Here is a 13,400-nt window from a genome sequence, read left to right as displayed (position 1 = left end):
TGGTTTCATCTCGCCTCGGCAAAGCCACGCTCGGCTCGCCATTCGCGGCGAAGTCGAGTATCGCGATTGCAATCCGCTGGCGCCGCGTCTTCCCCCTGTACTGCGGATGACAGCGACTACGCAAGCAATTTCGGCTGCGTCGAGAGGAATTCGTCAGCATTGAGAAGCAAACCTCGCTAACGCAATGATCCTCGGACCGTCGGGACATTTGCAAGGATCCTCCCCAAGTGGGGGGCATCCGGATCTACCTTGCGCTTCCGGCGCGCATCGTCTTGCGCATGCGCTGCAGCGACGCAGGTCACGCATACCCGACAATTTCACCATCCGGTCGACCATGCAGCAACGCGGCGATACGGCTTCTCGCGGCCGATTGCTGGCCGCATAACTGCCCGGGTCGTCCATCCTGCGCCCCCTCCCCAAACAGGGGGCTGTCATCGCACGGGGCTGTGGGTACTGTTGCTACCGACACCCTTCGACGCATGGCCTGACACACGCTCTCATTCACGAGCATTCGCACCACTCAGGCCTATTGAAATGCGTACCGGCGCGCGCTCGCCGCATCGTCAGCGGACTGTAGCGGCAGCGCCCGCGCGCATGTGACGACACCTCGAAATGGCCTGAAAACCCGTCTATGAGCAAAGCCCAGTCACGCGGAGACAAGCCGCCGAAGCCGGCGTCCGGCCGGCGCGTATTCCTCAAACGCGTCGCCATCGTTCCTGCCGCCGTCGCGATGGGGGCGTGCCATCCCGGAGACGACGCATCGCCATCACCGACGGCAATGCAAAACGCCGACAGCGGCGTCCGGCTCGACAACTATCGTCCGGTGTTCTTCACGCTCGAAGAATGGCATTTCGTGCTCGCGGCAGTGGACCGCCTGATCCCGCACGACGATGAAGGGCCCGGCGCGCTGGACCTGAACGTACCCGTCTTCATCGACAGGCAACTGGAAACCGGTTACGGCTACGCGGCGCACTGGTACATGCAAGGTCCGTTTCGTGCCGCCTCACCGCTGTTCGGCTATCAGTCGCGGCTGACGCCGCGCGAGTTGTACCGGGCCGGCATCCAGGCAACGAACGCACGATGCATGCGCGACTTCGCAGGCAAGCGTTTTGCCGAACTCGCCGTCGCGGAACAGACCGACGTGCTCGCACGCCTGGAGTCAGGCGCGATGGCATTCGACGATATCTCCGCGACGGATTTCTTCGCGTTTCTGCTGGAGAACACCCGTGAAGGCTATCTGTCGGACCCGATCCACGGAGGCAACAAGGAGATGGGCAGCTGGAAGATGATCGGCTTTCCGGGAGCCAGGGCGGACTTCCTCGACTGGGTCGGGACCGGCAAGCGCTACCCGTACGGCCCGGTCAGCATCGAAGGTCAGCAGGGTTGAGATACATATGCCGCATATTACGAAGCCGGAAGTGGACGCCGTCCTCGTCGGGATGGGTTGGACAGGTGCGATCATGGGTATGGAGCTGGCCGAGGCCGGCCTGACCGTAGTTGGCCTGGAGCGCGGCGAAAACCGCGATACGAGCCCCGAGTTCGCGTACCCTGCCATCGCCGACGAGCTCGCTTACATTCAGCGGCGCAAGCTGATGCAGAATCTTGCGCGCGAGACGGTCACGATCCGGCATGCGCCGAACGAGGACGCATTGCCCTACCGGCAGCTCGGCGCGTTCCTGCTGGGTACCGGAGTGGGCGGCGCGGGCGTGCACTGGAACGGCACGACCTGGCGCGCCAATGCTGCCGACCTCAAGATCCGCTCGCACTACGTGCAGCGATATGGCGCCGGGTTCATTCCCGGCGACATGACGATCCAGGACTGGCCTTATACGCTGGACGAACTCGAACCGTACTTCGAGCGTATCGAGGCCGTGATGGGCACGTCGGGCAAGGCAGGCAATCTGCACGGCCAGATTGTCGACGGCGGCAATCCCTTCGAGGCCATGCGCCGGCGTGACTATCCGTGTCCGCCGCTCGCCGACAATTATCCGGCGACACTGTTCAGGCATGCGGCGAGCGAAGCCGGTTTCCATCCATTTCCGATTCCCGCGTCCAATGCGTCGATCGCCTATCAGAATCCATACGGGCTGCAGCTCGGCCCGTGCAACTTCTGCGGCTATTGCGAAGGCTTCGGCTGCTACATGTATGCGAAGGCATCGCCGCAAGCCTGCATCTTGCCCGCGTTACTAGCCAAACCCAATTTCGAGTTGCGCGACCGATCGCATGTGACGCGTGTGGCACTCGATTCGTCCGGCAAGCGCGCCACCGGCGTGACCTATCTCGATGCACAGGGCCAGGAAGTGTTTCAACCGGCGCGCATCGTCGTGCTTTGCGCATTCCAGATGCACAACGTGCGCTTGCTGCTGCTGTCCAGGATCGGAACGCCGTACGATCCGGTGACGGGAACGGGAACCGTCGGCAGAAACTTCGCCTACCAGAAAAACAGCGCGGTCTCGCTGTTCTTCGACAAAGACGTCCACATCGATCCATTCATCGGCGCCGGCTCCGGGGGCCAGGCATTCGACGACTTCAATGCGGATCACTTCGATCATTCCGCGGCGGGGTTCGTCGGCGGCGCCTATATCAGCGCGATGGTCACCGGCGGCCGCCCGATCGGTCAGACCCTGCTGCCGGAAGGCACCCCCAAATGGGGGGCTGCCTGGAAGAAAGCGCTCAAGGACAACTACCTGCATTCGTTTTCCATCGGTACGGCAGGCTCGGTCATGTCATACCGCACGAACTACCTGGATCTTGATCCGACCTATCGCGACGCATACGGCCTCCCTTTGCTGCGCATGACATTCGACTGGCACGACAACGAGATGCGCATGACGCGTTTCGTCACCGACAAGGCCGAGCAAGTCGCGCGCGTGATGAAGCCGAAATCAATGTCGGTCCATGCCGGAAAGATCGGCGATCACTTCGACATGCGGCCGTACCAGACCACGCATACGACCGGCGGCGCGGTCTGCGGGGATCGCCCGGACACGAGCGTCGTCAACAAGTACCTGCAATCGTGGGACGTGCACAACGTATTCGTGACGGGCGCATGCGCGTTTCCGCAAAACTGGGCCTACAACCCGACCGGCATGGTCGGCGCGCAAGCGTATTTCGCGGCGCGCGCGATCCGCGAGCAATACCTGAAGAATCCTGGTCCACTGCTACCGGCATAGGAATTGCAATGGGTGAGCAACGCACGAAACCGGCCGCGATCTCATTCGGCCTGCTATTTGCCTGCGCCACGCTGGCCGCATGGTTGCAACCGGCCGCCGCGAACGCGCAGGATGCCGACCAGATCGCGCGCGGCGCCTATCTGGCGCGCGTCGGTGATTGCGTGGCATGCCATACATCGCGCCGCGACCAGCCGTTCGCCGGCGGACTGCCGATGGAAACGCCGTTCGGCACGATCTATTCGACGAACATCACGCCAGATATCAAGCACGGGATCGGCAGCTACAGCTACGACGACTTCGCGGCCGCGCTGCGCAAAGGCGTCGCGAAGGACGGACACCTGCTCTACCCCGCCATGCCGTACCCGTCCTTCTCGAAGGTCAGCGACACCGATACCCGTGCCCTCTATGCGTACTTCATGCATGGCGTCCGCCCGATCGGCCAGCCGAATCCGCAGACGCGGCTCCACTTTCCGTTCAACCTGCGCGTGCTGCTCACGGGATGGAATCTTCTGTTTCGCCCCAGTGGCACGTATCGCGACGATCCCGCACAAAGCGCGGCGTGGAATCGCGGCGCCTATCTCGTTCAAGGGCTCGCGCACTGCGGCGCATGTCATACGCCTCACGGCCCGATGGGCCAGGAGAAAGCGTTCGACGCGCGCGGAACGGACCTGTACCTGAGCGGTTACACGCTCGCGGGCTGGCACGCCCCCGAGCTGCGCCCCGGATACGGAAGCGGAAGCGGAAACGGCGCGGGCAAGCTCACACGTGACAGCATCGTTCAGCTTCTGCGAACCGGACGATCACACGGCAGCGCCACGTTCGGCGGCATGTCCGAAGTCGTGGAGAACAGCACGCAGTATTTCAGCGACGCCGACCTGGGCGCGGTTGCCGATTACCTCGGCAGCCTCGGCCCCGGTCGCGCACCGCAGACGTCGGCAGCCCTGCCCGTCAAGTCGGATGCGATCGCGGCGTTGCGCTCGGGCGTGACACCGACAGGCGGCGCGTTGCTGTACCTCAACAACTGCAATGCATGCCATCGCTCGGACGGCAGCGGCGCGATGAAGGCGTTTCCCGCGCTGGCCGGCAATGCGGTGGTCGCGTCCGACGATCCGTCGTCGGTCATTCACGTGATTCTGACCGGCTCGCGGATGCCGTCGACCCGATCCGATCCGGCGCCGTTGGCCATGCCCGCATTCGGCTGGCGGCTATCGGACCTGCAGATCGCCGAACTCGCGACGTTCGTACGCGACAGCTGGGGCAATCGTGCCGGCAAGGTGAGCGCATCCGACGTCGCGAAAGTCCGGCGGCAGGTCGATCCGGCGCAATTGAAGCGGATCCGGGCTGCCATCGCAAACGAAGTGACTGACGACGGCGCGCCCGGTTCGACCGGCAAATGACATCGGGCCGCCGCCCGCATCACGCGGGACCCACCATCCCGCACACGATCGAAGGGCTGCGCGGCGCGACCGCACGCCTTCCGGCTTGTTTGACTTGATTATCGGAAAACCATCATGCGATTCATCAGCTTCGTACGCGACGGTACCACCGGCCTCGCCATCCGGTCCGGCGACGGCCGTTATCTCGGACTGACGCGTACCGATCCCGACTATCCCGGCGATCTCGACACCCTCGTCTCCGGCGGTCCTTCCGCGCTGGCGCAAGCGAGCCAACGCCTGCAGTTGGCCGGCCGGCCGCTCGACCTGGCCGACTGCACCCTGCTCCCGCCCGTGACGCGGCCGACGAAGATCATCTGCGTCGGGCTCAACTATGCCGAACACTCGCAAGAAGCGGGATACGAGGTTCCGTCGTATCCGACGCTGTTCGCGCGCTTTCGCAGCAGCCTGACCGCGCACGGTGCTGCGATACGCAAGCCGACAGAATCGGATCAGCTCGATTACGAAGGCGAGCTGGCGGTGATCATCGGCCGCGGCGGCCGACGCATCGGGCGAAGCGATGCGTTGAACCATGTGGCCGGCTATACGGTCTTCAACGACGCGACCCTGCGGGACTATCAGTTCAAGACGCCGCAATGGACGGTCGGAAAGAATTTCGACGAAACGGGCGCACTGGGCCCCGAACTGGTGACCGTCGACGAACTACCGGCGGGCGCGGCCGGCCTCAAGCTGCAGACCCGGCTCAACGGTGTCGTCGTGCAGGAAGCCAATACGAACGACATGATCTTCGACATCGCCACGCTGATCGTCACCATCAGCGAAGTCATGACGCTCGAGCCCGGCGACGTCATCGCGACCGGCACGCCGTCGGGCATCGGCATGGCGCGCAATCCGCCGCTCTGGATGCGCGCAGGCGACGTGTGCGAGGTCGAGATCGAAGGGATCGGCGTACTCAGGAATACCGTCGCGCAATCGTGATCCGGTCGTGCCGGCGCTGCGCGCGCCGGCACGCGTTCAGGCAGGCTGCATGCCCAGCACATCGCTCGCGAGGATCATCGCGGCGGCATTGGTCGGTCTCGGCCGCTCCGCCGGACGAAACACCGCGTCTCCGGGGAAGATAGGCAAATGCGACAGCACGCAGATGCCGCGGCGGGAAGCGATGGCGCGCCGCCAGCGCTGCTCACCGAAATGCCGGACACCGGGCTCGACCCAACGCACCACCAGCACGCTTCCGTCGCATTCCAGCACCGTCACCTGGGCACCCGCGAACTCGCGGGCGGAACCCACGCGCGGCCCGTCGTCCAGTCGTGAAGTCGCATCAGGCATGTCCCACTCGCAAGCCGGCGCGATCGAACCCGGTGCCCGGTCGACCGCTCGTGTTCAATCGGTCACGCGATCCTGACCAGCATCTTGCAAAAAACCATAGCGCCAGCGATGCGGATCGTGCACGCCGCAAGGACGCGGCGGCACACCGTGCCGCACGCTGATCAGACTTCGCGCACGTGCTCGACTGAAGGCGGACCCACGAAGAAGGGTCCGGCCAGTTCGCGCCAACGCTGAAAATCGGCTGTCTGACGAAAGGCGTCGTGCCGCTCGACGCTTTCCCATTGCACCATCAGACGATAGCGCGACGGTTGCTCGATACCGCGATACAGATGCAAGCCATGGCAACCGGGCGCGCGTTCGATGAACGACCTCGCGTCGGCGACCGCACGTTCAAACCCCGGCTCGCCGTTTTCCTGTATGTCGATCTGGGCAATCTCAAAAATCATGACGGGTTTCTCCGCGCGACGCGAACAGTCGCGCAGTGCAATTGACACGCTGCCGGCATCGATCCCGTGCCGGACATTCCGGGTAGGCATGCACGCGCATGCGCGCTGCCCTGCTGCCGGTTCGCGTGGAAAGACGACTCGCTTCAAAAGCGAACCACGCAACGGCACCTGCTCGATACGAACCGGCCAGCCTGCGTCGCGTCGACCGGTTGCCACGATGCGCCAACGATAGCGCTGTCGAGCCGAGCGCTCTACCCCCACTACGGGGGGGTCAAAAAAACCCGCAAGACGTTCATGTTGGCAGCAACGCTACGACTCGCGGGCCGGCTTGTTTCGCCGCGTCGAGATCGCCCAGTCAGCATGCGGGCGATCGCGCCGGATACCGGCACCGTGCCTGGCGACCCGCTCTGGAGCATCCATGACCGCACAAATATCATCCGCGCTGGTGCCGTTTTTCTTTTCGATCGCGATGGGCTATTTCGCCGGGAAAACCCATGCCGGAAACATGCCGATCGTGTCGATCAACAAGATGCTGGTCGACTATGCGCTGCCGTTCGCGCTGTTCGTCTATACCGCGAAGATGCCGCGCGCGGAACTGATGAACCATCTGGTTCCCGTCGCCGTCATCGTGATCTTCATGCTCGTACCGTATTTCGCGTCGCTCGTCCTGTCGAAACATGTCTTTCATGTCGACCCGAGTCATGCCGCCGTGCGCGCCGTAACGGTTGGCATGCCGAACTTTGCGGCCGTCGGCCTGCCTCTTCTCGTCGCCGTGTACGGCGAGTCGAGTACATTGACGGTCGCGTTCGCCATCACCATCGCGTCAGTCGTGATGTCCCCGGCGTGCCTGATCCTGCTCGAGCGCGCCCGCAGCACCGAACACCCAAGTCGATCGAATGCGCCACCACTCGCCGGCGCGCTGCTCAATACCTTCCTGAAGCCGGTCGTTCTGGCACCGCTCGGCGGCATCGCCTTCTCCATTCTCGGATGGCACCTGCCGACGCTGATCGCCCAATCGCTGGGCATCATCGGTGGAACGACGGCCGGTCTCGCATTGTTTTCCACCGGCCTCATCCTTGCCGCCCTGCCGATCCGACTGAACGCGGAGGTATGTGTTGCGCTGTTGCTCGGCCACATCGTGCAGCCGCTGCTCGCATGGTTCTGCGTCCGGCTCTTCTCCGTGCCGCCGCCGATGGCCGGTCAGCTCGTGCTGCTTGCGGCCATACCGTGCGGTTCGTTCGGCATCCTGTTCGGGCTCGGCTACGACATCGACGATCCGACCGCGGGTGCGACGCTGGTCGCGTCGAGCATCCTGTCAGCGGTGACGCTGACGTTGACGATCGCGCTGCTCCATTTCGTCTAGAGGCGGAGGCGCCACCTTGCGGCTGCCGGCAGCTCGTGTCGCGTGCGTGCCGGACAGGCTGACCGCGTGTCGGGCTCGTTCGCGCCGCTCACTGCTTGCCGCCTACGATCCGCTGCCATGCGGCGGCCTGTTCATCGCGCACGAGTTGTTCGGCGGCTTCGGGCTTGACGGTCCGATACGGCGGCGCCTCCGCCTCGATCACCGTGACGATGGCGTCGATCATTTCCGCGGGATCGTGCTGCCGGTTCAGTTCGCGCGTCGGCCAGTGGGCCACGACGCGTTCGCCGTGGTTCCACCATTGATCCATGCTTTCCATGCCGGTATCGTTGAAGCCCGTACGATAGGCGCCAGGATTGATCGTCACGACTTCGACGCCGTATGGCTTCAACTCTTCCTCCATCGCGGAGCAGATGCCTTCGACGGCATGCTTCGACGCGGCGTAGGCGCCGTCGAACGGCACCTTGACGAGTCCCGCGACCGACGACATCCAGACGATCCGGCCATGCCCGCGCACGACCATCCTGCGCGCGAACCCCTGCGCGACTTCGAGCGCCGCAAAGACATTCGTTTCGAACACCGAGCGAAACACGGATATCGGAATCTCCACAAGCGGGCCGGATTCCATGATGGCCGCGTTGTTCAGCAGGACATCGACGTCGTGGGTCAATGCATGCGCACGATCGATTTCGTTCGTCACATCGAACTTGATGACCTGCATGTCCACCCCGCGTGCCTTGGCCTCCTGCCGCAGCGCCCAGACCTGCGGCCAGATCTGGCCACCCGCGATCACGCGATGCCCGCGTTCGGCAAGCGCGAACGCAACACCTCGCCCGAATCCGGACCCCGCACCGGTTATCAGCACCGTTCTGGTCATGCCCCCTCCCGCTCGGTACACGATGATTGCGCCGACCGGACCGACTCGGACGGCGACCTTGCCAACTACCTTACGGCGTTTCGCGCAGCCAACGCGCCCCCCCGAATGGGGAGGCGGGCCGCATCGCCGACGCGGTTCGGAAGCGATCGCACGCCGTCATTTGCCGGAACGCCCGATTTCGGCGCGCGCCTTACGACACGGCCATTGCGGCGAGCGGATGCTCTGTTCGCCGTTGCCGTGCGTCCCTCGTCAACCGCAAACGGGACAGATCGTGGAGCGCGAAATCGCGCCACATGCTCACTAGACGACTGGTCTACTCGATCGTATGATCCGCATCACGGTTCGACCGGGTGATCGGCCCTCGCATTCATGCGATGCATGGCACAACCCGGCGCACCCCCGCAGGTCAAGCCCTGCGACGTAGCCCCGCAAGCGCACAAACACTAGACGACTGGTCTACTTTCGCTTGCAACGTGCTCCGGCATGTTGCAAGCGCATCGCGACCGTCACACGAAAAACCCGTCGCCAACCGGCCCGATCCGGGCGGCGCAACCGTCACACAGAGGTCACCCATGCCGCAATCCCAATCCGTCAATCGACGGATCGTCCTGGCCAGCCGCCCCGTCGGCGCGCCGGCAGCGCACAACTTCCGACTTGAAACCACGGCAGTGCCGACGCCCGCCGAAGGCGAAGTCCTGCTGCAGACGCTGTACCTGTCGCTCGATCCCTACATGCGGTGGCGCATGAGCGACGCGCCGTCCTACGCACCGCCGGTTGCGCTCGGCGATGCGATGGTGGGCGGCACCGTCAGCCGCGTCGTCGCCTCGAAGCATCCCGCCTTTGCAGTCGGCGACCTGGTGCTTGGCGACAGCGGCTGGCAGGACTACGCGCTCTCCGACGGCGTGGATCTCATGCCGCTCGGCACGGATCTCGACCACCCGTCCCATGCGCTTGGCGTGCTTGGCATGCCCGGCTTCACCGCCTACACGGGCCTGCTGCGGATCGGGCAACCGAAGCCGGGCGAAACGGTCGTCGTCGCGGCGGCGAGCGGTGCGGTAGGTGCCGTCGTCGGCCAGATCGCAAAACTGAAAGGCTGCCGCGTCGTCGGCATTGCAGGAGACGCGGAGAAATGCCGGTACGTCACCGAGACGCTCGGCTTCGACGTGTGCCTCGATCGGCGTGCGCCCGATCTTGCACGGCAGCTCGCGCAAGCCTGCCCCGACGGCATCGACGTCTACTTCGAGAATGTCGGCGGTGCGATTTTCGACGCCGTGCTGCCGCTCCTCAACGTCGGCGCGCGCGTGCCGCTCTGCGGCCTGATCTCGCAATACAACGATAGCGAACCGGCGCCCGGCCCTGACCGGCTGCCGCTCCTGACCGACACGCTCCTGAAGAAACGGATCCGCATGGAGGGCTTCATCATCCTCGATCACTATGCGACCGGCTATCAGGCGTTCCTGGCCGAAATGGGCGGATGGGTCAAGGCCGGCGAGATCACGCCACGCGAGGACGTCACCGACGGCCTGGAAAACGCGCCGGACGCGCTCATCGGTCTGCTCGCGGGAAGGAACTTCGGCAAGGTAGTCGTGCGCGTCGCCGAAACCGCTGCGTAAAGCGGATTCGCACATCCATCATCCATCTTCATCCATAGTCATCATGAAACTTCTGTTCGTCCTGACATCCCACGACACCCTCGGTTCGACCGGCGAGAAAACCGGCTTCTGGCTCGAGGAATTCGCTGCGCCCTACTTCACGCTGAAAGACGCGGGCGCCGACATCACGCTCGCGTCGCCGGCCGGCGACCAGCCGCCGCTCGATCCGAAAAGCGCGGATCCCGCATTCCAGACCGACGCCACGCGCCGCTTCGAAGCGGATCCGGACGCGCGGGCCGCGCTCGCGGCCACGCAAAAGCTGTCCGAGGTTGCCGTCGACGCGTTCGACGCAGTGTTCTATCCGGGCGGCCACGGCCCGCTCTGGGATCTCGCAGAAGACGCACGGTCGATCTCGCTGATCGAGCAGGCCATCGCACTGGGCAAGCCGGTCGCGGCCGTCTGCCATGCACCGGCTGTGCTGCGCCATACCAAGGGGCCGGACGGCGAGCCGCTCGTCGCCGGCAAGGCCGTCACCGGCTTCTCGAATTCGGAAGAGGATGCCGTCGGATTGACGAACGTCGTGCCGTTTCTCGTCGAGGACGAGCTCAAGTCGAAGGGCGGCCGCTATTCGAAGACCGATGACTGGCAACCGTACGTGGTTGTCGACGGCTTGTTGATCACCGGCCAGAATCCGGCGTCGTCCGAACCGGCCGCCCAGGCGCTGTTGAACATGCTGACGCGCGCCTGACCACGGAGCGAGCTCCGCACCGGCGGCGGACGCCCTGTTCACCGCCGGTCTCGCGCAAGAACGAAACGCGCGGGAGCGCGATCGTCAGCCCACCGAGGGTCGTCGCGCGATGACATCGATCCTGATCCGGAAAAAGCGTTTAACACCACACGCAATACTCGGGCGCGCCTGCGGAAAATACAATCACGTTCGTCCTGTCGCCGCACGCCTGCATCACGCGCTACACACATCATGTCTTCGCCGCTCTTCAGATTCACATCATATATTTCGGATACCAAATCAGGTGCCGCCGCCGCCGATACCGCCCGAAACTGGGCCAGCACGAGCGGCGTCACCTGGCTGTACGTCTTCAAGACCATTCTCGCCGCACTTCTGGCGCTCGGCGTGGCGATGAAGCTCGAACTCCCGATGCCGCGAACGGCTATGACAACGGTCTTCGTGCTGATGCAGCCGCAAAGCGGCATGGTGCTCGCAAAAAGCCTGTACCGGATCTGCGGCACGATCGTGGGCCTGCTCGCCATGCTGGTGTTGATCAGTCTGTTCGGGCAGGCTCCGGAACTCTTCCTCGGCGCAACCGCACTCTGGATCGGCATTTGCACGGCAGGTGCCGCGCGAAACCGCAACTTCCGGACCTATGGCTTCGTGCTCGCCGGCTACACTGCCGCGCTCATCGGCATCCCGTCATGGCAGCATCCGGACGCGGCCTTTCTTTCGGCGATGACGCGTGTGACGGAGGTGACGATCGGCATCCTGAGTTCGGGCGCGGTCAGCGCGCTCGTCTTTCCGCAGCATGTCAGCGAACAGATCAGCCGCGTCAACCGAACGCGGTTCATCGAGTTTGCGGACGACGTGCTGTCGATTCTGTCCGGCCAAACCGACCGAGCATTTCTTGAGGCGTTAAACGTGCGCGTCGTCGACGAGACCGTCAGCTCGGAAGCCGCACGCAGCGCCGCGGTTTTCGAAAGCCCCGACACACGCTTGCGAAACGGCCGCCTGACTCGTCTCAATGCGGAGCGCATGGCGGCGTCGACGCGCCTGCACGCATTGAGTCAGCTGATCGCCCGGCTGCGTGTCGCGCGAGCCGATGTCGTGCTGACAGAGATCGAGGCACTGATGGCAAGTATCGCGGCACCGCTTCGACTCGAACGCCACGATGCGGCGCACGCCGACGATATCGACGCACTCGCCACGTCGCTGGCCGCCACCCTGGAGCGCTGCCGCACGTCGCTGCCCGGCCGCGCGCAGCTGGCGCGAAACCGGCTCGGCAGCGGCGCGACCGCGCTCGACTTCGACACGGCGGTCGACCTGCTCGACCGGTTCCTGGACAGCTATATCGCCTATGCGAGCACTTATCTGTCGCTGAGCGCCGCCGCGCACGATCGCGAGCAGTGGGTGGCGCCATACGAACCGCGAACCAATCCGGTCATCGCGGCCGTCGCCGGCATCCGCGCGATGCTGCTGACACTCGTGCTGAGCGCGTTCTGGATCGCAACCGCATGGCCGTCGGGCGCCTTGCTCGTGCTGAACGGCGGCGCAATCTGCGCACTGGTCGCGTCCTCTGCGCGCCCGTCTCGCACGGCGTTCCAGATGGCGATCGGCACGGCGCTCGCATCCGCCCTCGGCTTGATCGTCATGTTCGTCATCTACCCGGTCATCGACGGCTTCCCGCTGCTCTGCGTGGTACTGGCTCCACCGCTCGCATTAGGATGCTGGATGACGACGCGCCCGTCGCTGGCCGGGTACGGCATCGGATACTGCATCTATTTCTGTTTTCTGACAGGCCCCGACAATGTCGTCGCCTACGATCCGACATCCTTCATGAACGACGCAATCGCGCTGGTCCTGTCCATGCTGATGGCATCAGTCGCGTTCGAACTGTTCCTGCCGCCGACGATGCTCGGGTTGCGCAAGCACCTGCTGACCGACCTGCGCAGGCAGGTCGTGTTCGCCTGCACCGACTCCGCCGCGACGCTGCGCGCGCGATTCGAAAGCCGCACGCGCGACCTCATGTATCAGGTTCGGTCGATATCGCGTGACGACCCGGTGGCGAACGGCGAGTCCGTCGAATGGTTCCTGTCCGTCCTCGAGATCGGCTCGGCCGTCGTGGACCTGCGCAGCGCAATGACCAGCGAGGCGGCACGGATCGCACCGGACGCCGCACCGGCGTGGCTCGACGATTGCGCGTTCGCCTGCCGCGCGATTCAGCGTCTGTTCGAGACGCCGACACCGAAGGCCAGCGCCGCTGCCACGCATGCGGTACAGATTGCCATCGCCACACTGCAACGGACGATGCAGACCGCCGATGCGTCTCGCCCGGCGACACCCTACCTTCAAACGGCGCTCGGTAGTCTGCATTTCGTTCACAGCGCGCTCGCGGCACCCGACTCGCCGCTACCCGCGCCGGCGCCCAATGACGACGCGTCGGCACCAGGCCGCACACACTGACTGGTTCACCCAGCGCGCGTCGGGGAGGGCTGCTCGTTC

The 13,400-nt window shown here is 64.6% G+C and carries 12 protein-coding genes; 8 read left to right on the top strand and 4 right to left on the bottom strand.

Going from position 1 to position 13,400, the window contains the following annotated elements; all coding sequences use genetic code 11:
- Positions 1-823: 823 nt before the first annotated feature.
- From AC1Z3W_RS05295 to AC1Z3W_RS05280, 4 genes are all read left to right on the top strand, one after another.
- Positions 824-1,387, top strand: coding sequence for a gluconate 2-dehydrogenase subunit 3 family protein (locus AC1Z3W_RS05295; protein WP_242431730.1), 564 nt, complete (start codon positions 824-826; stop codon positions 1,385-1,387).
- Between the two features lie 7 nt (positions 1,388-1,394).
- Entirely contained in the window at positions 1,395-3,173 is a 1,779-nt protein-coding gene (locus tag AC1Z3W_RS05290) for a GMC family oxidoreductase (protein ID WP_483507157.1), read from the top strand.
- A gap of 8 nt (positions 3,174-3,181) precedes the next feature.
- Positions 3,182-4,570 (top strand): c-type cytochrome, encoded by a 1,389-nt coding sequence (locus tag AC1Z3W_RS05285; RefSeq protein WP_057923998.1) that lies wholly within the window; start codon positions 3,182-3,184, stop codon positions 4,568-4,570.
- 114 nt (positions 4,571-4,684) lie between these two features.
- Positions 4,685-5,545, top strand: a complete 861-nt coding sequence (locus tag AC1Z3W_RS05280) for a fumarylacetoacetate hydrolase family protein (RefSeq protein WP_124832443.1) — start codon at positions 4,685-4,687, stop codon at positions 5,543-5,545.
- Between the two features lie 36 nt (positions 5,546-5,581).
- Here the strand turns inward: AC1Z3W_RS05280 and AC1Z3W_RS05275 are convergent, their stop codons facing one another.
- The gene (locus AC1Z3W_RS05275) at positions 5,582-5,893 is read right to left on the bottom strand and encodes a DUF3331 domain-containing protein (protein ID WP_242431731.1); all 312 of its coding nucleotides are present in this window, start codon (positions 5,891-5,893) and stop codon (positions 5,582-5,584) included.
- Positions 5,894-6,054: 161 nt separating this feature from the next.
- Complete coding sequence (locus tag AC1Z3W_RS05270) at positions 6,055-6,339, bottom strand: antibiotic biosynthesis monooxygenase family protein (protein WP_057924000.1); 285 nt, start codon at positions 6,337-6,339, stop codon at positions 6,055-6,057.
- Between the two features lie 418 nt (positions 6,340-6,757).
- On the opposite strand from AC1Z3W_RS05270, the gene AC1Z3W_RS05265 reads away from it, so the two are divergent.
- On the top strand, positions 6,758-7,702 hold the full coding sequence (locus AC1Z3W_RS05265; RefSeq protein WP_082664542.1) for an AEC family transporter: 945 nt from the start codon (positions 6,758-6,760) through the stop codon (positions 7,700-7,702).
- An 88-nt stretch (positions 7,703-7,790) separates the two neighbouring features.
- Here the strand turns inward: AC1Z3W_RS05265 and AC1Z3W_RS05260 are convergent, their stop codons facing one another.
- Positions 7,791-8,576, bottom strand: a complete 786-nt coding sequence (locus tag AC1Z3W_RS05260; RefSeq protein WP_057924002.1) for an SDR family oxidoreductase — start codon at positions 8,574-8,576, stop codon at positions 7,791-7,793.
- Positions 8,577-9,148: 572 nt separating this feature from the next.
- Here AC1Z3W_RS05260 and AC1Z3W_RS05255 point away from each other — a divergent pair.
- Both AC1Z3W_RS05255 and AC1Z3W_RS05250 read left to right on the top strand, forming a co-directional pair.
- Positions 9,149-10,189, top strand: a complete 1,041-nt coding sequence (locus AC1Z3W_RS05255) for an NADP-dependent oxidoreductase (protein ID WP_057924003.1) — start codon at positions 9,149-9,151, stop codon at positions 10,187-10,189.
- Positions 10,190-10,232: 43 nt separating this feature from the next.
- Positions 10,233-10,916 carry a type 1 glutamine amidotransferase domain-containing protein gene (locus tag AC1Z3W_RS05250; protein ID WP_483507156.1) on the top strand — a complete coding sequence of 228 codons (684 nt, stop codon included), beginning with the start codon at positions 10,233-10,235 and terminating at the stop codon, positions 10,914-10,916.
- A gap of 38 nt (positions 10,917-10,954) precedes the next feature.
- On the opposite strand, the gene AC1Z3W_RS05245 is transcribed toward AC1Z3W_RS05250, so the two are convergent.
- Positions 10,955-11,269, bottom strand: coding sequence for a hypothetical protein (locus AC1Z3W_RS05245; protein WP_483507864.1), 315 nt, complete (start codon positions 11,267-11,269; stop codon positions 10,955-10,957).
- On the opposite strand from AC1Z3W_RS05245, the gene AC1Z3W_RS05240 reads away from it, so the two are divergent.
- Complete coding sequence (locus AC1Z3W_RS05240; RefSeq protein ID WP_483507829.1) at positions 11,181-13,361, top strand: FUSC family protein; 2,181 nt, start codon at positions 11,181-11,183, stop codon at positions 13,359-13,361. The genes AC1Z3W_RS05245 and AC1Z3W_RS05240 overlap by 89 nt on opposite strands.
- Positions 13,362-13,400: the final 39 nt, after the last annotated feature.

This window comes from Burkholderia sp. 10_S31, from assembly GCF_056930375.1.
The sequence above is the reverse complement of the archived record's forward strand: the minus strand, read 5'-3'. Positions and strand labels throughout refer to the sequence as shown.